We start from the raw sequence: 20,757 nt of genomic DNA, 5'->3' as shown, positions 1-20,757 counted from the left end.
GGGCGGACGCGCCTGGCCAGAACCCGCTGGCAAAAGACGCCGCAAATTTGCAAAAAACTTTACAAAATCCTCACGCACGCGTCATGGCGCGCTTACACAGGCCGCGCAAACTTGCCTTCAACCTGACGCCAATTCCCGGTCGCAGGCTTTGTCTTCTCTTGAAAGGAAGCTCTCATGACATCCGTTTTCAAACCCCTGAAGTCCGTCAACAGCCTGATCCTGGTCGGCATCATGGCCTCCATGGGACTGGCCGCCACAGCGCAAACCGTGGCGCCTGCAGCACCCGCCACCTCGGCCGCCCCGGCCCAACCCGCCGCCAAAGCCGGGGAACACCGCCACGACCCGGCCAAGATGCAGGCGCGCATGGCCAAACGTGCGGCCGAGCTGAAAGCCAAACTCGCCATCACGCCGGCCCAGGAAGGCGCCTGGTCGGCCTACACCGCTGCCATGAAACCAGCGGCACGCGATACCTCGGCACGGCCCGACCGCGCCGCCATGCGTGCCGAATTCGCCAAACTGACGACGCCCGAACGCATTGACAAAATGCGTGCGATGCGCACCCAGCGCATGGCCGAGATGACCGCGGCCATGGACAAACGCGGTGAGGCCACCAAGACTTTTTATGCGGCGCTCAACGCCGACCAGAAAAAGATCTTTGACAGCCTGCCCATGGACCACCGCGGCTCACACCATGGTGAACACCACGGTCAGCCGCACAAAGGCTGAACGCTGTGCGTTAAACCACAGCGACCACCCGGCGCGCCACAGCGTCTCCCCGACGCCGTGGCGGGCTTTTTCTTGTGGCGCTCAGGCGCCGGCCAGCATCGTTGTGAGTTCCCCGCTGGCGATCAGCTGCTCCAGGTCGCTGGCCCCGCCTATCAACATACCGCGCACAAACACCATGGGCAAGGTCGGCCAGCCCGTCCACATCTTGAGGGCATTGCGCGCGCGCCAGGTGTTCAGGTAGTTGCCGTATTCCAGGTAGTGGTGGGCCACGCCGGCGGCGTCCAGCGCGCGGCGCGCCTTGCGCGGAAACGGGTTCAGGCCCATGCCCACCACGACCACGGCATGGGCGGCCACGGCGGCCTGCACCTCCTGCACGATGGCTTGTTGATGCTGGGCCACCTTGGCCCGGATGGCGGGGTGGATGCGGGATTCGTCAAGAATGGCGCGGGGCATGGAGAACTCCTTCAAGAGACAACGGATTCGGCAGCTTAAGGCATGGCAGCGACGCTGATGCCATCCCACAAAAAAAGACGCCCGACTTCTTGCGAAGCGGGCGCTGTTGCCAAGCCCTGTCAGGGCGAGTGAAGAACTGAATTATTGGGGTGCGGTCTTGGCCGTGCTGCTGGGACCCGTGTCCATGCCTTTGCCGGTGCTGTTAGCCGCGGCATCATGTTTGGCCTTGCGTGCCGCTTTGCGTTCGGCACGCTTGGCCTTGCGTTCGGCAGAGGTCGACGATTTGGCACCGGCGGCCGGTGCACCCGACACGCTGGAGTCGCCTTGTGCCGACGCACCGGCTTTGCTGCCACCGGGGATGTCTGCTTTCACATCCGCACGGGTGGTGCCGGACATGCCGCCGCTTGCGCTTGTCCTGGCCGCGCCTGAAGGCATGGCACCACCCTGGGCCGGTGCGCCAACTTTGGCGCCGGAGCGGGTGTTGATTTCGCTTTTGACATCCGCACGGGTATTCGGCATGGTGCCGGCGTCAGCCGCCGGGGCAACCGTGGTCGCACCGCCCTGGGCCTGAACCGGTGCAGGGGTGGTTTGCGCCACCGCAAAACCGGAGACGGCCATCATGCTGGCCAGAAGAATCGACATCGTTGACTTGTGCATCTGTGTTTCCTTTGATCTTTGAATGAAAGCGTTGGGGGAGATCCCTGAAGACCCCATGCCCGCCATGGAAGATTCCGAACTGCCCGTGCTGAAACGCACAAGGCCTGCCTGCGTGAACTGGAACCTGTCCGGGTTTATTGCGACGGGCTGCCGGCTGCCTTGCCGGGCAAGGCGTTTTGAATGCCACGGTCCGCACGTTCAGCGACATTGCCCACGGCAGTGCCTGCGCGTTTGACACCGCGTTTTGTCGCGTCGGCGGCCTTGCCCATGGCGCCTTCCACCTTGTCAACGGTCCGGCCCATCGTGCCTTTGGCACCGCCAGTGTTTTGCGCAGCGACCGGGGTCTGGGTCTGGGCCGGCGTGCTGCCGTTCACCGAGGCCATGGCATGAGCACGCGCATCGCTGTCGATATGGGTGTTGCTGCCGTCTCGCACACTGCCGCCCATCTGGGCTGGGGCCGCAAAAGCCAGCGTGGTGGCGCTCAATGCCACAACAAGGGGAAGAAAACGCATTGAAAGTTTTTTCATGTCTAACTCCTGATAAAAAGCCCAAAACGGACAAGGCCTGACAAGAACGCCTGGGAAGGGAAAACCATCCTGCAAGGCATACCGGACGCCTTGCAAAGCCAGACCCCCAGAGGGCTTGGTTGGTATGAATTTAGGGCCCAGGCCCCCAGTGGGGTATCGGCGGGCCTCGTCCGGCAACGTAGGACATCACCCCCTTCAAAATCTTCTTAAGCGGCGCTTAAAGACCTTACCAACGGCAAATGGGCTTGCTGTCCTACGCCGGCCTGGGGCGGGGCTGCGCAACAATGTCTCTTTGCCATGTCCTTGTCCCTCATGCTTTCTCCCGAATCCCTCATCCAGGTCCATGAAACGGCCGCCGTGCCTGTGCCTTTGCACAGCGATGACGATGCATTGGCCGCCACCCAGCAAGCCATTGCCACCGCCTCGCTGAGTTTTTCCATCAAGGTGCTGACGGTCAACATCCACAAAGGCTTCACCTTTTTCAACCGCAAATTCATCCTGCATGAATTGCGGGAGGCCGTGCGTACCGTGGGTGCCGACGTGGTGTTCCTGCAGGAAGTGACGGGCACCCACGCCAGACATGAAAGCAAGGTGGCCAACTACCCGACCGCGCCGCATTACGAATTCCTCGCCGACAGCATCTGGCCGCAGTTTGCCTATGGCCGCAACGCGGTCTACACCAACGGTCACCACGGCAACGCCGTGTTGTCCAAGTTTCCCATCATCCGTTTCGAAAACCGTGACGTGTCCATCAGCGGACCGGAGCGGCGCGGCCTGCTGCACTGCGTGCTGGACGTGCCAGGCCGCGACACCAACGTGCACGTCATTTGTGTGCATCTGGGCCTGGCCGAATCCCACCGCCTCAAACAACTCCAGATGTTGTGCGACTTGGTGCACAAAGACATTCCCCCCAGCGCGCCGGTGATCGCCGCCGGTGACTTCAACGACTGGCGCCGCCGCGCCCACCATGTGCTGGCCAAAGGCGCCAACATGCACGAGGTGTTTGTGCAGGCCCATGGCAAAGCCGCCCGCACCTTTCCCGCGCGTTTTCCCCTGCTGCAGCTGGACCGCATTTATGTACGCAACGCCATCGGCCACGCGCCCGTGGTGTTGCCCATCAAACCCTGGTCGCACCTGTCCGACCACGCGCCACTGGCAGCGGAGATCGAACTGTGAACATGGCCCCCACGCTTGCCACTGCGTGTGCCTTCGGCGGTGCGCTGCCCCCCGGGGCTCCCGCCCTACCAGCCGGGGCCGCGGAACCGGCTTTGCCGGGCCGCAGGCGCAGCGCCCCCTCGGGGGGCAGCGCATTACGCGAAGCGAAAAGCGTGGGGGCCTTGACCTCATGACCCCATGGGTCGGTGGCAACCATTTCACCTTGCTGGAAAACGGCGAGGCTTTTTCCCCCCGCGTGTTCGCGTCTATTGCCGCGGCGCAGCGCGAGGTGTTGCTGGAAACCTTCATCCTGTTTGAAGACAAGGTTGGCACCGCCCTGCAGGCGGCGCTGCTGACGGCGGCGCGGCGTGGTGTGCAGGTCGACCTGACCATCGACGGTTACGGCTCACCCGACCTGTCGACCGCCTTCATCTCGGCGTTGACGCAGGCCGGCGTTCGGATCCACGTGTTTGACCCGCAGCCCCGGCTATGGGGCTTTCGCACCAACCTGTTCCGGCGCATGCACCGCAAGATCGTGGTGGTGGATGGTGCACGTGCGTTTGTGGGCGGCATCAATTATTCGGCCGACCACCTGGCGGACTTTGGCCCGCTGGCCAAACAGGACTATGCGGTGGAGATTCAAGGGCCGCTGGTGACCAACATCCACCACTTTGTGCGGGCCCAGTTGCTGATCGGCCAGCGCCACCCGCAGCGTTATAAACGCCACCTGTTTCGCCGTACGCCGGCCGTCCCGGCCAGCAGTAACGTACCGGCGGCGGGCAGCGCCGAAGCCCTGTTTGTCACGCGCGACAACCGCGAACACAAAACCGACATCGAGCGCCATTACCGCATCGCCATCCGTGGTGCGCGGCGCCGCGTCATCATCGCCAACGCCTATTTTTTTCCCGGCTACCGCCTGCTCAAGGAGTTGCGCAAGGCAGCCCGACGTGGCGTGAACGTGCAACTGATCCTGCAGGGCGAACCCGACATGCCGATTGTCAAAACCGCGGCCAACATGCTGTACCACCACCTGCTGGGGGCCGGTGTCAGAATTTACGAATACCGCGAGCGCCCCTTGCACGGCAAGGTCGCGCTGACCGACGACGAATGGGCCACCGTCGGCTCCAGCAACCTGGACCCGCTGAGCCTGGCGCTCAACCTCGAGGCCAACGTCATCATCAAGGACCACGCCTTCAACCAGCAACTGGGCGAGCACCTGACACAGCTGATGGACCAGCACTGCCAACAAGTCCACGCTGCGGATCTGACCGAGTCCGGCGCCTGGGTCACACTGCGCAGTTTTTTTGTGTTCCATTTGTTGCGCCGTTACCCGGCATGGTTTGGCTGGCTGCCGGCCCACACGCCGCGCCTGATGCCGGCCGAACACCTGCTGGCCACGCCGGGCACCGACCACATCAGCGAAGGCCAGGCCTCATGAGCCATGAACAGGTGCTGGACCACACCCGCCCGGCGCGCCCCCCTGCCAGACCACGCGGCCTCCGCGGCAAGACCTGGTGGCCCTGGCTGGTGCGCGCACTCACCGCGGTATTTTTTGCGCTGGTGTTGTGGCTGCTGGCCTCGCAGGCGCGCGCCATCGCCTGGAACGAGGTCTGGGCCACCTTGCGCAACTACCCGCTGCGCGCGCTGGGCTTGGCTGCCGCGCTGGCGGTCAGCAGCCTGACCTTGTACAGCTGCTTTGACCTGCTGGGGCGACGCTACACCGGCCACACCTTGCGTGCGCCCACGGTGATGGGGGTCACCTTCATCAGTTATGTGTTCAACCTCAACCTCGGCTCGCTGGTCGGCGGTGTGGCCTTTCGTTACCGCCTGTATTCACGGCTGGGCCTGGACACCGGCGTGATCACCCGCGTCATGTCCCTGAGCATGTTGACCAACTGGATTGGCTACCTGCTGCTGGCCGGTGTCATTTTTGGCTTTGATACCCCGGCCCTGCCGCCCGACTGGGCCATGGGCAGCGAAGGCCTGCAGCTGCTGGGTTTTGCCCTGCTGGCCATTGCGCTGGCCTACCCGCTGCTGTGTGCTTTTTCCCGCCAGCGCCGTTTTGTCCTGCGCGGCCATGAACTGGACCTGCCCTCCTGGCGGCTGGCGCTTTTGCAACTGGGCCTGGGCGCCGCCAACTGGCTGCTCATGAGTGGGGTGATTTTCATGCTGTTGCAGCAAAAAGTCGCCTTGCCCACCGTGGCTGGTGTGTTGCTGGTCGCCGCCGTCGCGGGTGTCATCACCCATGTGCCGGCCGGGCTCGGTGTGCTCGAAGCGGTGTTTGTTGCGCTGCTGTCGCACCTGATGCCCACCACGGAGTTGCTTGCTGGGCTGGTGGCTTACCGCGTCATTTATTACCTGTTGCCCCTGGCCGCGGCCAGCCTGTTCTACCTCGCCACCGAAAGCCGGGCCACACCACAGGCCCCAGACCCCCGCTGACGGCAGTGCGGATTTTTCGCCAGGCGTTAAGCCCCGTTCAGCCCCCGTTGGCCGCCAAAGCCGAGCTTTGGCACCACACCTGGGGGGAACTCCCGTGCAAAAATCTCCAGATGACTGTATATTAATACAGTGTTTTCAAAAACTACCCCCATCGCCTGGCCCGACGCCGTCCTTGCGCAGGCCGCGCCAACGGCGTGCGCAAGCTTTGCGTCTTGGCCTACAGCGCAGGGGCAGGCGCTTGCGCCACCATGGGTGAGTGCAGAAACAAGGAGCCAGCCATGGGTGCCATGAACGACCGCCTGACCAGCGACCTTTTCCCTGAGGCCCCGCTGCCCATACAACTGCAGGGACAAACGGATTTGCCAGGTTTTTGCCATGCCGCACAGGGCTTGCTGGCGCAGCACATCCTGCCCGGACAAGTCAGCTGGTGCTGCAACGACGACACACGTCCCCGCCTCCCCGTGTCCGGCCACAGCGCGCAGCTCTCTTTGCCGCCCGAATTTCTGGCCCTGGCTGAAGCCGTCATCCAGCACCGCGACCCCGACCGTTTCAAGCTGCTGTACCGCCTGCTCTGGCGCCTGCAGCATGAGCCCGATCTGCAACACCAGCCGCTGGACACCGACTGGGCCCTGGCCCAGAACCTGGCGCAAGCAGTGCGCCGTGACATCCACGAACTCAAGGCCTTTGTGCGTTTTCGCCGTGTGCAGGACGAGGCCTTCACCAACCAGCCCGCGATCGGGCCCCTGCATGTCGCCTGGTTCGAACCCCAACACCACATTGTTGAAACCGTCGCGCCGTTTTTTGCGCGGCGCTTCCGGCAAATGCGCTGGGCCTTGCTGACGCCCGAGTGCAGCGCCGAATGGGACGGCGCCCAGTTGCACTTCGGCCCCGGCGCCCAAAAAGCCGATACGCCCGCGCTCGACGCCGGCGAACAACTTTGGCTCAGGGTTTACCGGCGCACCTTCCATCGCCGGAGCGTTCGATCAGGCGGCGGACCCTGTCTGCCTGCCGACAGGCCCGAGGACTCGGACAGGGCCGAAGCGGCCGACCTGTTTCGCCTGCAGCCCGCCTGAGGCTCAGGCTTAAGGCCTGCGTAGATTGGGCTGAGGCGTCGTGTCCGGCGTGGGCACCACCACATCACGGTCATCCCTGCTGCCTGGTGGCAACACCGGCCGGCTGCTGGAGTCGCGCGACGAATCCGGCGCCGGCACCGCGGCGTCACGCGCATCCGGCGGCAAGGTGGGTCCCGGCGGCAAGCTCTCGCGAAACGCCGGGTTGCGGTTGATACGTGGTTTGGGCGCCGGGGCCTCGCGCTGCGCCGCCACAACAAAGCCGCTGGCCAGCAGCAACACCAGCAAAATCGGCAAACGCTTGTTCATCATGACTCCTTCTCGGCGCGGTAATGAGTGCGAAAGGGTGCGGCCAAGCCCAAGAACCGGCCCCGCCAGCCAGTGTAGACCGCCCCGCAACCGTCCGTATCGGCAGCCACCGCGCCGCCCTGTAGGAGCGGCACGCCATCTCACCATCGCGACACGGCCGGCGCAACGCTATGGTATTCATAGCTATCTGCGCCCATACTTCAAGGGCTACAGGCCTTTTTTCTCAAGAATCCGGCTATTCCGCTTGATCCAGCCGCCGTACCACCAGTTCCTGGAAACCGGTGGTCGCATCGGCTTCCCGGCTGAACTGCCAGCCTGGCAACAAGGCCAGCACCACCTCGGCCGTGGTGCGCACGGTGCAGCCCCGCATCACGTGGCCGCCGCGCACCTGACCCTGGCCATCGGCCACACTGGCATGCAAATGCGGGCCGTCGGCGCTCAGGGTGCCCGACAGGCTCAGTAATTCCAGCGGCGCAACCCACGGCGTACCGGCGGGCTGGTCCGCATAACGCAACACCGCACAGGACAAACTGCCCACCGCCGAGAGCACACAGGCCGCACCCACACCGCCGGCATGCAGGGCGCGAAACGCGGTTTCCAGCGCGCCGCGCAAGTCCTCGCCGGGCTGCAGACGCAAAACATGGACTGGCACAGGCATGGCAGACTCCTAAAAACAATATCCTCCCACAAGCCTCCGCGTTTCATTCCTTCACAACTGCGCCAGGCCCCGCTGTTAAGATTCTTCACTTTTCGGGCTACGCTTTCCAGCGAGCGATTTTTCCTGTTTTTCCCGCGACGACGCGACGCCTATTGCCCATGACCGTTGCCCTCCCGGCCAGCACCCCCGCCAGCTTCGAAATCAAAAGCGCCAACCTGCCCCTGGTCGCGCTGTTGCTCAAGTCCACCGACCTGGCCGCCTTGTCCCGCGACCTGACGCTGCGTTTTGGCGACATTCCCGACTTTTTTGACAACGACCCGCTGGTCATAGACCTCTCGCCGCTGGCCAGCGACAACACAGCTATCGATTTTGCGGCGCTGGTGGCGCTGATACGTCCTTACCGTGTGGCACCGATCGCCGCACGCGGCGGCAGCCCGGCCCAGATGGCCGCGGCCGCCGCAGCCGGTCTGGTGGCCGCGCCGGACGCGCGTGTGCATGTGCCGCCGTCGCAACCCGCCCCCCCAAGCGCCCAAAAGCCGGAACCGCCCCCGGCCGAGGCCCCGCCGCCCGGCGCCCTCATCATCGACAAACCGCTGCGCTCCGGCCAGCAGGTCTATGCGCGCGGCCGCGACCTGGTGGTGCTGGCCATGGTCAACCCCGGCGCCGAAGTGATTGCCGACGGCCACATCCACGTCTATGCGCCCTTGCGCGGCAAAGCCATGGCCGGTGCCCGCGGCAATGCCGATGCGCGAATTTTTTCCCTGTGCCTGGAGCCCGAGCTGCTCTCCATCGCCGGCATTTACCGCACCAGCGACGTGCCCCTGCCCGACGGCATGTGGGGCCAAGCCACGCAGGTTCGCCTGGTGGCCGGCCCAGGCGGCGACAAACTCGTGATGGAGTCCATCAAAGCATGAGATCGCCCCCACGCTTGTCACTCCGTGTACTTCGCTGCCCCCCTAGGGGGCTTATTTTCTTGGGGCGGCCCGGCGAAAAATGGCCAGGCCCCCACGCTTGTTTCTGCGCTGCCTGGCGCTTGCATAAACCCCTTCACCAGTTAATTCCCAAAGGACTTTTTACCCATGGCAAAAATCATCGTGGTCACTTCCGGCAAGGGTGGCGTGGGCAAAACCACCACCAGCGCCAGCTTTGCAACCGGCCTGGCACTGCGCGGCCACAAAACCGCTGTCATCGACTTTGACGTCGGCCTGCGCAACCTCGACCTGATCATGGGTTGCGAACGCCGCGTGGTGTACGACCTGATCAACGTGATCCAGGGCGAGGCCAACCTGAACCAGGCGCTGATCAAGGACAAGCAGTGCGACAACCTGTTTGTGCTGGCCGCCTCGCAAACCCGCGACAAGGAAGCCCTGAGCATGGAAGGTGTCGAGAAAGTCCTGAACGACCTCGCCGCCATGGACTTTGAATACATCATCTGCGACTCCCCGGCCGGCATTGAAACCGGCGCGCTGATGGCTATGCATTTTGCCGACGAAGCGCTGGTCGTGACGAATCCGGAAGTGTCCTCGGTGCGCGACTCCGACCGCATTTTGGGCATGTTGTCGAGCAAGACCAAACGCGGCATGGAAGGCGGCGACCCGATCAAGGAACACCTCTTGATCACGCGCTACAACCCCAGCCGCGTCGACCAGGGCCAGATGTTGTCGCTGGAAGACATCAAGGACATCCTGCGCATCAAGCTGATCGGCGTGATCCCCGAGTCCGAGTCCGTGCTGCAAGCCTCCAACCAGGGTGTGCCCGCCGTGCACATGACCGGCAGCGACGTGTCCGAGGCCTACAAGGACGTGATCGCCCGTTTCATGGGGGAAGACAAGCCGCTGCGTTTTATCGACGCACCCAAGGCCGGCTTTTTCAAACGTGTCTTTGGAGGCAAGTAAAACGCCATGGCATCATTTTTGTCCTTCCTGCTCGGCGAGAAGAAAAAGACCGCCAGCGTCGCCAAAGAGCGGCTGCAAATCATCCTGGCGCACGAACGTTCGGGCCGCCAGGGCCACGAGCCCGACTACCTGCCGGCGCTGCAGCGCGACCTGATCGCGGTAATTTCCAAATACATCAACATCAGCCCGCAAGACATCAAGGTCCACCTGGAACGCCAGGACAACCTGGATGTGCTGGAAGTCAAGATCGAGCTGCCCGACAAGTGAGGCGGGGAGCGAATCGCTCGCTCCCGATTTGATAGCTGCTTGCGCCCGGTACGCCTGGGCCAGAGCCATTTTTCGCTTAGAAAAAACGGCAAAACACCGGCCCCGGGCCGGTGCTGCTGTGCCGCATCGCCGCGCGCTGGCTTAACTGCCTTCGTGCGCCTGCACCGCATCCAGCACACGGGCCGAATACACCATGGCCGCGCCCGCATTCAGGGCCACGGCCACACCCAGCGCCTCGGCAATTTCTTCCCGCGTTGCGCCCAGTTTCAGCGCCTGCGCCGAATGCACGGTGATGCAGCCGTCACAACGTGTCGTCACCGACACGGCCAGCGCAATCAACTCGCGCGTTTTCGCATCCAGGTGCCCGGTCTTCTGACCCGCACCCGACAGCGCCTGGTAACCCCTGAGGGTGTCGGGGCTCAAGCTGCCAAACTCGCCCAGGCGATCCATCAGTTCCTGACGGTATTTGACCCAATCCAGCATGGCGTACTCCCGAGTGAAGGGCCGAACCCTGCGTTCCGCCTGAGCCACCAGTATGGCCCTGTGCCGCCCAAAAATCCAAACCCCTGTACGCCTCAGGGCCTGCCGGCGCCCGCGTGAAAACCCGGCTGACGCAGCGGGCAGGCACAGGTAAATTGAGCTCAGGGTCAACGCCTGATCCACCCGAAAGCACACACCATGTCCCACCGCCTGCTCCTGGCCCTCGGCCTGTTCCTTGTTGTCGCCTTCGGCAGCAGCGCCGTCCAGGCCCAGCCGCGCATAGGCGTGCTGATGTTGCACGGCAAAAGCCCGGGCAACAACCAGGACCCCAACTTCAGCCCCATGAAAGCCACCTTCGAGCGCCAGGGCTGGCTCGCCACCGTGCCCGACATGCCCTGGTCACGCGGTCGTTACCTGGATGGCCACTGGGACCGAGCCATGGCCGAAATGGCCGGCCACGTGAAAACCTTGCGCGAGCAGGGCGCGACCCAAATCGTCATCGTCGGTCATAGCATGGGCGTGCCCGCGGCGCTCAGCCATGCGGTGCGCGCGGGCGACATTGATGCGCTGGTGCTGCTGGCACCGGGCCACGTTCCGCTGCGCTACTACACCGTGGCCAGCCTCAAGGCCGTGCACGACAGCGTGGATGAGGCACGTGCCCTGGTGGCGGCCGGCAAGGGCGATTCGCGCGAACGTTTCAGCGACATCAACCAGGGCCGGCAACAAACCGTGGTCACCACGGCCAAAAACTTCCTGTCCTACTTCGACCCGACATCGGATGCCGAAATGTCGGTCACGGCCCCGCGTATTCCTGCCAACACGCCGGTGATGACGGTGGTGGGTGAAAAAGACTCGCTGTTCAAGCTGGTCAAAAGCTACTACGTCGACAAACTGCCCGCCAACCCGAAAAACAAATACCTGGAAGTTTCGGGCGGCCACCTGGACACCCCCCGTGTTGCCAGCGACGAGATCATCACCTGGATCAAGGCCAGCGTCGCCAACTAGAGTCAATCCAATCGCTATCACTTTAGTAGCTTCTTGCGCTTATCCCATAAGGGCTAGAGGTCAATTTGCTTGATAAGCCGCGGGCTTGCCACCCCCGGCCCCCCAAGACACAATCAGCCCACACACTCCGGAGAATCGCTGATGACACCCCATCGCCGCACATGGCTTCGCTACAGCCTGAGCACCGCGCTGCTTTGCCTGGGCCTGGCCGGCCAGGGCGTGCAGGCGCAAACCACACAAAAGGTGGTGGACATCCCCAGCCGCCCCGGTATCACACAGCGTTTTGTCTACATCAGCCCGGCCGCGCCCAGGGCCGCGGTCATCCTGCTGGCGGGCGGCCACGGCGGCCTGCAGATCTCGGCCAGCGGCGCTTATACCTGGGGCGCTGGCAACTTCCTGGTGCGCACGCGCCAGCAGTTTGCCGACGCCGGCCTGGCGGTTGCCGTGATTGATGCGCCCTCCGACCGCCAGTCCCCACCTTTTCTCAGCGGCTTTCGGCAAACGCCGGAGCACACCAGCGACGTGCGCGCCGTGATCGCCTGGCTCAAACAGCAGGCGCCGGTGCCGGTGTGGCTGGTCGGCACCAGCCGCGGCACGCAGTCGGCCGCCTACGTCGCCACCGAACTCAGCCCCGCAGCGGGCGGCCCCGACGGCCTGGTGCTGACCGCCACCATCCTGACCGACAACACGGGCCGCGCCGTGCCCAAGATGCCGCTGGAAAAACTGACCATCCCGGTGCTGGTGGTGCATCACACACAAGACGGCTGCAAACATTGCGCCTTCAGCGACATGCCCCTGCTGATGACCCCGCTGGCCAAAACCCCCAAGGCCGAACTGATCGCCCTGAGCGGCGGCCAGAGCCAAGGCGACCCCTGCGAAGCCAAGGCCTACCACGGCTTCAACGGGCTGGAGGCCGAGGCCGTCGGCAAAATCAGCAACTGGGTGCTGACACATTGAACGCGTAGGTCAGGCGCGGTTTATCTTTGGGAGAAGCGCATGCTGATCAACTGTGTGGTGTATCAAGACGGCAGCAAACTCGCCGACATTCCCATCAGCGAGATCAGCGACTACCTGGACCGCCCCGACACCTTTGTCTGGGTCGCCCTGCAAGACGCCACGCCGGCGGAACTGGAAGAAATGCGGCAGGAGTTCGGCCTGCATGAACTCGCGGTGGAAGACGCACAACACGGCCACCAGCGGCCGAAAATCGAGGAGTACGGCAGCTCGCTGTTTTCCGTGTTGCACCTGGTCGAGCCCGTGCCCGGCGATACCTCGGAGCTGCATGTCGGCGAGGTCGACATTTTCACCGGCAGCAACTATGTGTTGTCGGTGCGCAACCGCAGTTCGATCAGCCTGCTGGGCGTACGTGCGCGTTGTGAGCGTGAACCCGAGCTGCTGCGGCACGGCTCCGGTTTTGTGCTGTACGCCTTGATGGACGCGATTGTGGACCGCTATTTTCCGGTGATCGACAGCTTCGAGACCGCGCTGGAAACCATAGAACGCGACATCTTCACCAAAGGCACGGCGCGCGCCAACATCGAGCGCCTGTACGAACTCAAAGGCCGCGTCATGGTGTTAAAACATGCGGTGGCGCCGCTGCTGGAAGGTGCCAGCAAGTTGCACGGCGGCCGTGTGCCGCAAATCTGCGCCGGGGTGCAGGATTATTTTCGCGACGTGGTGGATCATTTGTCACGTATCAATGCCTTGATAGACACCATGCGCGACACCATCGCCACCGCCATCCAGGTGAACCTGGCCATGGCCACCATCGAGGAAAGTGAAGTCACCAAACGCCTGGCGGCCTGGGCCAGTATTTTTGCGGTGTGGACCGCTTTTGCCGGCGTCTGGGGCATGAACTTCGAACACATGCCCGAACTCAAATGGGAGTACGGCTACCTCATCGCGCTGAGCACCATCCTCATCGCCTGCGCCCTGCTGTATTGGGGCTTCAAACGCGCACGCTGGTTATAGCGTCGACGCGTCAATATTCTTTCATGGCCGCGGACAAAGACACACGCTGCATGTGCCAGGCCGGCAAGGAAGCCAGCACCAGGCCCACCACCAGAATTGCCAGCGCCATCAGCCACTCGGTCTCACCCAGCGTGGGCCGCAAGGCCACACCAGTCAGATGCGCCAGCCAGGTGCTGATGCCAAACGACAGCGCATAACCGCCGGCCAACCCGAGCAACACGCCCAGGCCAACCAGCAAGGCGGTGAAGCCCCAGGCCATGGCAAACACAAAACGCCGCGGCGCGCCTAAGGCGCGCAAAGTCACAAACTGCGGCATCAAGAGGCGGAACAAAATAAACACGCTGGCGATGATGGACAAGAGCACCAGCGCCTGTGTCACCACGGCCAGCAAACTCATCAACTGGCGCATGTCACCCAGAATGGAATACAACTGCACCAGGGCTTCAGCCGGAAAGAACGCCATGGACTCCTTGCCGGTGTAGACACGCCGCAATTTGTAGGCATTGGCCAGGTTGCCAGTGTGCACCACGGCCGCCGGAATGCCGGGTGTGTGGGCCGCGTCAAAAGGCGCACCCAGCTGTGTCGACTCAGGCGCGTGGCCGGCCGGCAAGTTGTGCAGCGACCAGACCAGTTCCACCGGCACCGTCACCGCCTTGTCCCAGGGCGAGCCGGTCGGCTTCATGCGTCCGACCACGGTCACCGTCGCGTCATGCGCATCGAGGTGGTCATCACCGCCGTGTTCTTCGCCGCCATGGTGCACCCCATGCGTTGGCTGAAACGTGTCACCCACCTTAAGCGCCGACGCGGCACCGACCACGGCTTCATGGCGCGTCGCAAACAACCGGCCCTCGGCCAGCCCGCCAGACAAATGGTCGACCAGGGCCGCGATCACACCCACCACCGGTGCACCGCGGTGGCTGTCACCAAACGCCAGTGGCGAGACAAAATTCGCGCGGCTGTCGTTGAGCAGCGCCGCCGTCAAGGTCGGGCTCAGCAACTGGCTGGAGCCGGGCCGCAAAAAGACGCCAGTCATCAAGGCATCGGTGCGGCTGCCGGGCGGCGCCACAATCATGTCGAAACGGTCCGCCGCCAGGGCGCTGCCGCTGCGCAAGGCCCGCTCTTGCGACACGATGGCCACCGACAGGGTCACACCCGCCGCCACCAACAAGACAAACGCCAGGGCGCTGAAACGATAACGTATGAGGGCGGCGCGAATGCCGGGCCAGGGATTCATCATGACACCGCGTCTGCAAACTGTTGAGAAAGAACTTGTCCCGCCGTCATGCGTATCACCTGGTCGGCCAAGGCCGACAACTTGTGGTCGTGCGTGACCGTCACCACGGTTTTGCCGGCCTGCGCCATGGCTTTGAGTTCATTGGCAATGCGTTGCCCGTTGCCGGGGTCCAGACTGGCCGTGGGTTCGTCGGCCAGAATGATGGGCGGGTCCAGCAACAAGGCGCGTGCCAGCGCCACCCGCTGCTGCTCGCCGCGTGACAGCCGCGCCACCGGCCCGGCGCGCAAAGGCACCTCAAACCGTGCGAGCAAAACCCGCGCACGTTCGCGCAAGGCCTCGGGCAGCCGTGCGCGCTGAAACTGCGCGGGCAACAAGGTGTTGCTCAAGGCATCCAGTTCATCGATCAGGCGAAAGTCCTGGAACACCATGCCGCAATGGGCCAGGCGCCAGGCATCGCGTTGCCGCTCACCAAATTGGTTCACCACGGTCGCACCGAAACGGATCTCGCCCTGTTGCGGCACCACAATGCCGGCCAGCGCATGCAACAAGGTGCTTTTGCCGGAGCCCGAAGGGCCGACGATGGCCGTGAGGTGGCCGGGTAAAAATTCGGCGCTGACATCCTGCAGCGCCTGGATGCTGGCGCCGCCGGCATCGGCAAAAACAGCACTGACCGAGCGCGCGCTCAGCCCGCTGTGCAAAACGTCCGCGCTCATAAACGCTGAAAGCTGGCGTCGACCAGGCGCACCCGGCTGACAAAACCGGTCGCCGCATCGGTCTGCGGCCCAATCTCCAGCCGGCCCAGCACCTGAATCAGGTCACCGGGCTTGACCGCTTCCTGGCGCTTTTTCATGCGTACAAAAATAATCGTGTTGATCCATTCGTCCTCGGATGCACAAAACGGGCAGGTCTCCACCGGCGAGTTGGACAACACAAAAAAGTCGGATTCGACTTTCAGGTGCGGCGCCATGAAACCCTGGATGGTGATGGTTTTGCCGTTGAGCTCTTTGGCGGTATTTGAAAAGCTCAAATCGTCTTTGTAGAGCTCAAACATCCGAATCCGCGGCGGCGCGGCCCACAAGGCCGGCACCACCGGCCACAGAGCGAGAGAAACCGCGAGCTGACGGCGATTCATAAGCGGTCTCCCCACACCCTGTGGTTCATGTTTACTCCATGCCTGTGGTGGCCAGCACAATGCTCAGGCTGGTCGCCATGGCTTTGACCATGGGTTCTTTTTCCACATCAACCCACTCGTCCAGCGAATGCGAACGGCCGCTCTTGTCCGGAGCCATGCGGCCTATGGTGATCGCGGGAATGCCCAGGCTCATGGGCAGGTTGGAATCGGTGGAGCTCCAGTTGTAAGCCACCTTGTAGCCGCCGGCCTCGATCGCCGCCTTGGCAATCTGCACCAGGTCCGACTTGGCATCGGTATTGCCGGCCGGACGGTCGCCGATCAACTTGGCCTCGACCTTGATCCTGCCTTCCTTGGTGGAGCGCGCAAAGTTTTCGCCTTCGGCGGCTTCCTGCACCAGCTTGAGCAGGCGCTCTTCCACACGTTTGAGTTCGGTGACCGACTCCGAACGCATGTCGACTTCCATCCAGCCGCTCAGCGGAATCGAGTTCACCGAGGTGCCGCCGCCAATCACGCCAATGCTGTACGTGGTTTTGGGCGTGGCCGGCACCTGGATGCGCGAAAACTCATTGGCCGCCTGGCCCAGCGCAAACATCGGGTTCACCAGACCAAACGCACCAAAGCTGTGGCCGCCAGGACCGCTGTAGGTCACGCGATAACGTTTGGAACCCACACCGCCGTTGGTGATCTGGCTGACGCTGCCGGACTCCAGCGAAAAGAAACTCTTGATCTTGTCTTTGTATTCACCCTTGGTGAACAAATGGCGCACGCCGCGCAAATCGCCCGGGCCTTCTTCACCCACCGTGCCGACAAACAAAATGTCGTCACGCGTCTTGATGTTGCCGGCCTGCATGGCGCGCACAAAACCCAGCAACACGGCCAGGCTCATGGTGTCGTCGCCCACACCCGGTGCGTACAGCTTGGTGCCCTGGCGTTTGACCTTCACATCGGTCCCGGCCGGAAACACCGTGTCCAGATGGGCGGACACCACCACAACTTTGCCGTCGCTGCGTGTGCCCTTGCGCAGCGCGGTCACATTGCCTTCTTCGTCAATTTTCACATCGGCCAGGCCCACCGCCTTGAGCATCTTGGCAAACTCCTTGGCGCGGGCTTCTTCCTTGAACGGCGGCGCAGGAATTTCGGTGAACTTGATGCCGTCTTCCACAATGCGGCCATGCTCCTTGTCGATCGTGGCCGCCGCCGTCTTGAAGGCCGGGCTGGCCAGAATGCGCTCGATGTCGGCCGTGTGGCTGGCGGTTTGCGCCATGGCGTAAGAACCGGCAAAAGCCGCGCCCAGGGCGAGCGCCAGCGATGAAAAACGAACTGCGATGTGCATAAACTTAAACTTTCTCCAAATGAATAATTTTTATCAGCGCCGTGGATGATAAATCTTGTCCCGGTTTTAAGACCGGTGACCGTACACACGCAATGTGTATGCCATGGCGCATCGCGATGCTACATCAAGCCTCAACCAATAGGCCGGATACCGATCAGCAGGCCATGCGCCCAGAAGGCAAACACTGCCCAGGCCGCAATCCCCACGACCACCGTGGCCAACGTGCCGGCCGCCGTGCCCGCCGGGTACAGCGTCCCCGCCGCGCTATCACGCGCACGTGCTGCACGAAAACTCAGCGCCGCCCACACCAGAAAAGCCCCAAACAACAGCACATGCGCCAGGTTGCCATTGGCCAGCAAATGCGCCAGTGCCCAGACCTTGACCGACAGCACCATGGGGTGGTGCAGCCGCGCCTTGATCACATTGCGCGGCACATAGGTCGCGGCCAACAACACAAAAGCGATCAAGGTCAGCAGCGCCGCCAGATGCCGCATGCCACGCGGTGGCATCCACAACTGCAGCGGCTGCTGCCGCGCCAGGCTAAAGCCCCAGACGATCAGCACAAAACCAAGGATGGACAGCAGCGTATAGCCGCCCTTCCACGCCTTTTCACCGATGCGGCCCATCATGGCCGTGCGCCAGTCGTCCGCGAAGATGCGAGTGGAATGCACACCCAGAAAAATAACCAGTCCCAGAATCAATATCGCCATCACATGCCCCTTGAAGTTTGAGCGCGATTATGAACGTGTCTAGCTTGAGACGCTACCAAATAAATAGCTGATAGTGCACATGAGTAAAGGGCTGGAGGTCGATTTGGCTTGCAACTCGCGCTCTCTTCAGCCAAGGCACCATTAACCGATACGCGGTGTGCGTTATCGTTGAGCCATAAACACAAAAATGCAGGAGGCAACCATGGGCTTGATGGACCGCGACTACATGCACGACAAAGATCGCCAGCGCCCTTTCAGCCCGCCCCCCGATCGCTTCAGCACGTTGAGCAAGGTGTTCATTTTTGTGATCCTTCTCTTCGTCATCTACAAAGCAGCCGACTGGAAGCTCAACCAGCGCGCAGCGGGCATCGCCAGCCAAAAGCCCGTCGCACCCATCGCGACTATGCCCCGTCCTGCTGAACCGCCAGTTCCACCATCTCCGCAAACACCCACCTATCAAAACGAGTCTGACGCGACAAGCAACACCCGCACCGTCACCAAGTGCGTCGTGAATGGAAAAACCACTTATGGCGACAACTCCTGCGCGCATGGCGCCGTCACCAGCCAAGTCACAACCCGAGCTGATCACAACCTGATGGTGGCCGCCCGGCCGCCGACGGTCACCTCCACGGAAACGACTTTCAGCCAGGAAATCGTTGTCACGCAAAGCGCGCCCTCGATTGACAACAGCAAGGCTCAATGCGAAGCCATTGATGCGCAAATCAAGGGGCTAGATGCCATGGCACGTCAACCGCACAGCGGGCAAATGCAAGACTGGATAAGAGGAGAGCGAAAGAAGTTAAGGGATGAACAGTTTCGCATTCCTTGCCAGTAAAACTCTCTAGGCAGCGCAGGCGTACCGACAGAAAGAACCGGGTGAGCGATTTGGAGTCGAAACTTTGAGCGTATTCGGTCTCCGGCCCTTGTATATTGCTCGAAGTAAGCTATTGAATTAATAGCATTCCAACTGTCTTTCCGAAGCAGGCATGCCGCCGCAACTCAGGCGCCCGCGTATTGCGCCATGAACGCCCGCACCGCCGGTTTGGCGCAACGCTGCAAGGCCATCAGCAAAGCATGGTCCGGTCTGGCCACGCCGTGACGGCTGCGCAGGTCGTTCTGAATCTGGCCCAGCAAGGCCGCCGCCATTTCCGCATCCGCCAGCGCCCGGTGAGCGCGACCGCCACGCGGCAGCCGGTGGTAGTCCACCAACACGCCCAGTTTGTGGCTGGGTACTTGGGGATACAACCTTCGCGACACCAGCAAGGTACAGGCGAACGGCTGCACCGCAGTGACGCCCGCGCGCGTTAACTCAGCCTCCCAGAACTTGCGGTCAAAAGCAGCGTTGTGCGCAACCATGGGCGTAGCGCCGACAAAACGATTGGCTTCGGTCATGACGGTGGCGGCATCGGGCGCCGCTGCCACCATGGCGTTGCTGATACCCGTGAGGCTGGTGATGAAGGCCGGGATATGCACCCCCGCATTCATCAAACTCTGAAAGCGGTCCACCACCTGGCCACCCTCGACCAGCACGATGGCCACCTCGGTGGCGCGATCGCCCATGGCCGGCGACAGGCCGGTGGTTTCAAAGTCGATGACGGCGATGAGGCTCATGTGCAGCGCTCAGACCAAAGCGTCATGTTGGCGGTACGCATCGCGGCCTTGTCGAAGGTAAGCATATGGCTGCCGCCCGCTCTGAAAATGCTTTTAGCCCGTTCTAGATGCTCGCGACTTCGCAACTTTCGCTTCGAGAAAAATTTTCTCACGATGAAACTGGAGGAATTTCTTCTGCCCTTCCGAAAAGGCGCCCACATTGCTAAGTAAGTCTGCGCTCAAACCCATCTTCGCCATTGCAGGCCGGTTCGCAACGGGTGATACCAATACGTCACCGTTGTCTTCGAAACTGAGAAACCCACGGTCAAACAGAGAATCAACATCAGGGGTCAGCAGCAAACCATTCTCACCATCGAGCCGTTCCTCATTGTTAGAGTCACGCCACGGCTTGCTGTGACTCGCACGTAAGTACTCCGGTTGTGAAACCCGTGTCACCCTACATGCGCGCTCCACCGAGGCAACACGCTGACGAAACAACCCCTGACCTCGTCTGGCAAGAACGATTGCTTGTTTCTCGGTCTCCCTCAGAAGTTCATTGCTTCTAACCAATGTGAGCTGATGTTCCTCCCAGACTAGCTGCCCGAGATTAGGAGTGGTTAACGAGAATTCCTCGACCCGCCAGTTCTGAACAATAGCGCGGCCTTGAGTCCCAATGAGGTCAACCAACAAACTGCCCAGAGAGACGGACAGTTCCGTGAGATAAGTACTCTGCTGACCATGTCCATTAGCTCTCAAAGGGGCGTATTTTGGGGCCAAATATGGTCTTAAAAGATCCATATGCTCCGCCGGCTTTATCGGTCCATGAAGTTCGGAAAAACGAACCTCAACTCGCCATCCCACCAAGTCCCAATAGGCGCCAACCGCACCGAATTCCAGTGGCTTAGGGGCTTCGTATGCGTGAGATTGGGCAATACCAATTGCTTTAATAACGGTATCGCAGAACGAGAAAATCACGTCGCCGGGAGAAACTTCCCGCATGAACTCGTAGAACGGATTTCTCGCGCCATTCGCCTTGGTTTTTGGCGACCAGAGGTACCCTCCCGGCACCTCGTGTTTGTAAGTCTGATTTTGATTTACCCACCAATAACGCATAGTTGCTTGCGCTATTCCGCTACAGGTGAGTTC

General features: G+C 62.2%; 25 protein-coding genes. 12 read left to right on the top strand and 13 right to left on the bottom strand.

Annotation, left to right across the window (positions count from 1 at the left end; all coding sequences use genetic code 11):
- Window positions 1-174: 174 nt before the first annotated feature.
- Window positions 175-726 (top strand): Spy/CpxP family protein refolding chaperone, encoded by a 552-nt coding sequence (locus tag ACHMXK_RS22075; protein ID WP_397442832.1) that lies wholly within the window; start codon window positions 175-177, stop codon window positions 724-726.
- Between the two features lie 81 nt (window positions 727-807).
- On the opposite strand, the gene ACHMXK_RS22070 is transcribed toward ACHMXK_RS22075, so the two are convergent.
- From ACHMXK_RS22070 to ACHMXK_RS22060, 3 genes are all read right to left on the bottom strand, one after another.
- On the bottom strand, window positions 808-1,179 hold the full coding sequence (locus tag ACHMXK_RS22070; protein WP_397442831.1) for a glutaredoxin domain-containing protein: 372 nt from the start codon (window positions 1,177-1,179) through the stop codon (window positions 808-810).
- 141 nt (window positions 1,180-1,320) lie between these two features.
- Window positions 1,321-1,836 carry a hypothetical protein gene (locus tag ACHMXK_RS22065; protein WP_397442830.1) on the bottom strand — a complete coding sequence of 172 codons (516 nt, stop codon included), beginning with the start codon at window positions 1,834-1,836 and terminating at the stop codon, window positions 1,321-1,323.
- Between the two features lie 134 nt (window positions 1,837-1,970).
- A complete protein-coding gene (locus tag ACHMXK_RS22060) occupies window positions 1,971-2,363 on the bottom strand; it encodes a hypothetical protein (protein ID WP_397442829.1) in 393 nt (130 codons plus the stop codon).
- Window positions 2,364-2,660: 297 nt separating this feature from the next.
- On the opposite strand from ACHMXK_RS22060, the gene ACHMXK_RS22055 reads away from it, so the two are divergent.
- The 4 genes from ACHMXK_RS22055 (at window position 2,661) to ACHMXK_RS22040 (ending at window position 7,030) form a co-directional block, all read left to right on the top strand.
- Window positions 2,661-3,539, top strand: coding sequence for an endonuclease/exonuclease/phosphatase family protein (locus ACHMXK_RS22055; RefSeq protein ID WP_397442828.1), 879 nt, complete (start codon window positions 2,661-2,663; stop codon window positions 3,537-3,539).
- Between the two features lie 169 nt (window positions 3,540-3,708).
- On the top strand, window positions 3,709-4,956 hold the full coding sequence (gene clsB, locus ACHMXK_RS22050; protein ID WP_397442827.1) for a cardiolipin synthase ClsB: 1,248 nt from the start codon (window positions 3,709-3,711) through the stop codon (window positions 4,954-4,956).
- Window positions 4,953-5,957: a lysylphosphatidylglycerol synthase domain-containing protein gene (locus ACHMXK_RS22045; RefSeq protein WP_397442826.1), complete on the top strand. Its 1,005-nt coding sequence runs from the start codon at window positions 4,953-4,955 to the stop codon at window positions 5,955-5,957. Before clsB ends, ACHMXK_RS22045 begins: the two co-directional genes overlap by 4 nt.
- A gap of 278 nt (window positions 5,958-6,235) precedes the next feature.
- Window positions 6,236-7,030: a TIGR03915 family putative DNA repair protein gene (locus tag ACHMXK_RS22040; protein ID WP_397442825.1), complete on the top strand. Its 795-nt coding sequence runs from the start codon at window positions 6,236-6,238 to the stop codon at window positions 7,028-7,030.
- A gap of 9 nt (window positions 7,031-7,039) precedes the next feature.
- Here ACHMXK_RS22040 and ACHMXK_RS22035 read toward each other — a convergent pair whose 3' ends face one another.
- Together ACHMXK_RS22035 and ACHMXK_RS22030 are read right to left on the bottom strand one after the other, a co-directional pair.
- Window positions 7,040-7,336: a hypothetical protein gene (locus ACHMXK_RS22035; protein WP_397442824.1), complete on the bottom strand. Its 297-nt coding sequence runs from the start codon at window positions 7,334-7,336 to the stop codon at window positions 7,040-7,042.
- A 235-nt stretch (window positions 7,337-7,571) separates the two neighbouring features.
- Window positions 7,572-7,994: a PPC domain-containing DNA-binding protein gene (locus tag ACHMXK_RS22030; protein WP_397442823.1), complete on the bottom strand. Its 423-nt coding sequence runs from the start codon at window positions 7,992-7,994 to the stop codon at window positions 7,572-7,574.
- 158 nt (window positions 7,995-8,152) lie between these two features.
- Between ACHMXK_RS22030 and minC the strand changes: the two genes are divergently transcribed.
- From minC to minE, 3 genes are all read left to right on the top strand, one after another.
- Entirely contained in the window at window positions 8,153-8,908 is a 756-nt protein-coding gene (gene minC, locus ACHMXK_RS22025; RefSeq protein WP_397442822.1) for a septum site-determining protein MinC, read from the top strand.
- Window positions 8,909-9,073: 165 nt separating this feature from the next.
- A complete protein-coding gene (minD, locus tag ACHMXK_RS22020; protein WP_397442821.1) occupies window positions 9,074-9,889 on the top strand; it encodes a septum site-determining protein MinD in 816 nt (271 codons plus the stop codon).
- A 6-nt stretch (window positions 9,890-9,895) separates the two neighbouring features.
- Complete coding sequence (gene minE, locus ACHMXK_RS22015) at window positions 9,896-10,156, top strand: cell division topological specificity factor MinE (protein ID WP_318403925.1); 261 nt, start codon at window positions 9,896-9,898, stop codon at window positions 10,154-10,156.
- A gap of 141 nt (window positions 10,157-10,297) precedes the next feature.
- Here minE and ACHMXK_RS22010 read toward each other — a convergent pair whose 3' ends face one another.
- The gene (locus ACHMXK_RS22010) at window positions 10,298-10,639 is read right to left on the bottom strand and encodes a carboxymuconolactone decarboxylase family protein (RefSeq protein ID WP_397442820.1); all 342 of its coding nucleotides are present in this window, start codon (window positions 10,637-10,639) and stop codon (window positions 10,298-10,300) included.
- Between the two features lie 195 nt (window positions 10,640-10,834).
- Between ACHMXK_RS22010 and ACHMXK_RS22005 the strand changes: the two genes are divergently transcribed.
- From ACHMXK_RS22005 to ACHMXK_RS21995, 3 genes are all read left to right on the top strand, one after another.
- Window positions 10,835-11,641, top strand: coding sequence for an alpha/beta fold hydrolase (locus ACHMXK_RS22005; protein ID WP_397442819.1), 807 nt, complete (start codon window positions 10,835-10,837; stop codon window positions 11,639-11,641).
- 141 nt (window positions 11,642-11,782) lie between these two features.
- Entirely contained in the window at window positions 11,783-12,598 is an 816-nt protein-coding gene (locus ACHMXK_RS22000; protein ID WP_397442818.1) for an alpha/beta hydrolase, read from the top strand.
- A 39-nt stretch (window positions 12,599-12,637) separates the two neighbouring features.
- Window positions 12,638-13,612: a magnesium and cobalt transport protein CorA gene (locus ACHMXK_RS21995; protein ID WP_397442817.1), complete on the top strand. Its 975-nt coding sequence runs from the start codon at window positions 12,638-12,640 to the stop codon at window positions 13,610-13,612.
- Between the two features lie 10 nt (window positions 13,613-13,622).
- On the opposite strand, the gene ACHMXK_RS21990 is transcribed toward ACHMXK_RS21995, so the two are convergent.
- From ACHMXK_RS21990 to ACHMXK_RS21970, 5 genes are all read right to left on the bottom strand, one after another.
- Window positions 13,623-14,849 (bottom strand): FtsX-like permease family protein, encoded by a 1,227-nt coding sequence (locus tag ACHMXK_RS21990; RefSeq protein WP_397442816.1) that lies wholly within the window; start codon window positions 14,847-14,849, stop codon window positions 13,623-13,625.
- Window positions 14,846-15,559 (bottom strand): ABC transporter ATP-binding protein, encoded by a 714-nt coding sequence (locus ACHMXK_RS21985; RefSeq protein WP_397442815.1) that lies wholly within the window; start codon window positions 15,557-15,559, stop codon window positions 14,846-14,848. The genes ACHMXK_RS21990 and ACHMXK_RS21985 overlap by 4 nt, the downstream gene beginning before the upstream one ends.
- Window positions 15,556-15,978 carry a hypothetical protein gene (locus tag ACHMXK_RS21980; protein ID WP_397442814.1) on the bottom strand — a complete coding sequence of 141 codons (423 nt, stop codon included), beginning with the start codon at window positions 15,976-15,978 and terminating at the stop codon, window positions 15,556-15,558. The genes ACHMXK_RS21985 and ACHMXK_RS21980 overlap by 4 nt, the downstream gene beginning before the upstream one ends.
- A gap of 31 nt (window positions 15,979-16,009) precedes the next feature.
- On the bottom strand, window positions 16,010-17,311 hold the full coding sequence (locus ACHMXK_RS21975; RefSeq protein WP_397442813.1) for a M20/M25/M40 family metallo-hydrolase: 1,302 nt from the start codon (window positions 17,309-17,311) through the stop codon (window positions 16,010-16,012).
- 131 nt (window positions 17,312-17,442) lie between these two features.
- Window positions 17,443-18,021 (bottom strand): NnrU family protein, encoded by a 579-nt coding sequence (locus ACHMXK_RS21970; RefSeq protein WP_397442812.1) that lies wholly within the window; start codon window positions 18,019-18,021, stop codon window positions 17,443-17,445.
- Between the two features lie 202 nt (window positions 18,022-18,223).
- Here ACHMXK_RS21970 and ACHMXK_RS21965 point away from each other — a divergent pair, with 202 nt between their 5' ends.
- Complete coding sequence (locus ACHMXK_RS21965) at window positions 18,224-18,856, top strand: hypothetical protein (RefSeq protein ID WP_397442811.1); 633 nt, start codon at window positions 18,224-18,226, stop codon at window positions 18,854-18,856.
- Window positions 18,857-19,020: 164 nt separating this feature from the next.
- Here ACHMXK_RS21965 and ACHMXK_RS21960 read toward each other — a convergent pair whose 3' ends face one another.
- A complete protein-coding gene (locus ACHMXK_RS21960; protein WP_397442810.1) occupies window positions 19,021-19,632 on the bottom strand; it encodes a PolC-type DNA polymerase III in 612 nt (203 codons plus the stop codon).
- Window positions 19,633-19,725: 93 nt separating this feature from the next.
- Window positions 19,726-20,724, bottom strand: a complete 999-nt coding sequence (locus tag ACHMXK_RS21955; RefSeq protein WP_397442808.1) for an HNH endonuclease — start codon at window positions 20,722-20,724, stop codon at window positions 19,726-19,728.
- Window positions 20,725-20,757 lie beyond the last annotated feature (33 nt).

It is taken from the genome of Polaromonas sp. UC242_47, assembly GCF_044452385.1.
GTDB lineage: Bacteria > Pseudomonadota > Gammaproteobacteria > Burkholderiales > Burkholderiaceae_C > Polaromonas.
This window is presented reverse-complemented; position numbering and strand designations above follow the sequence as displayed.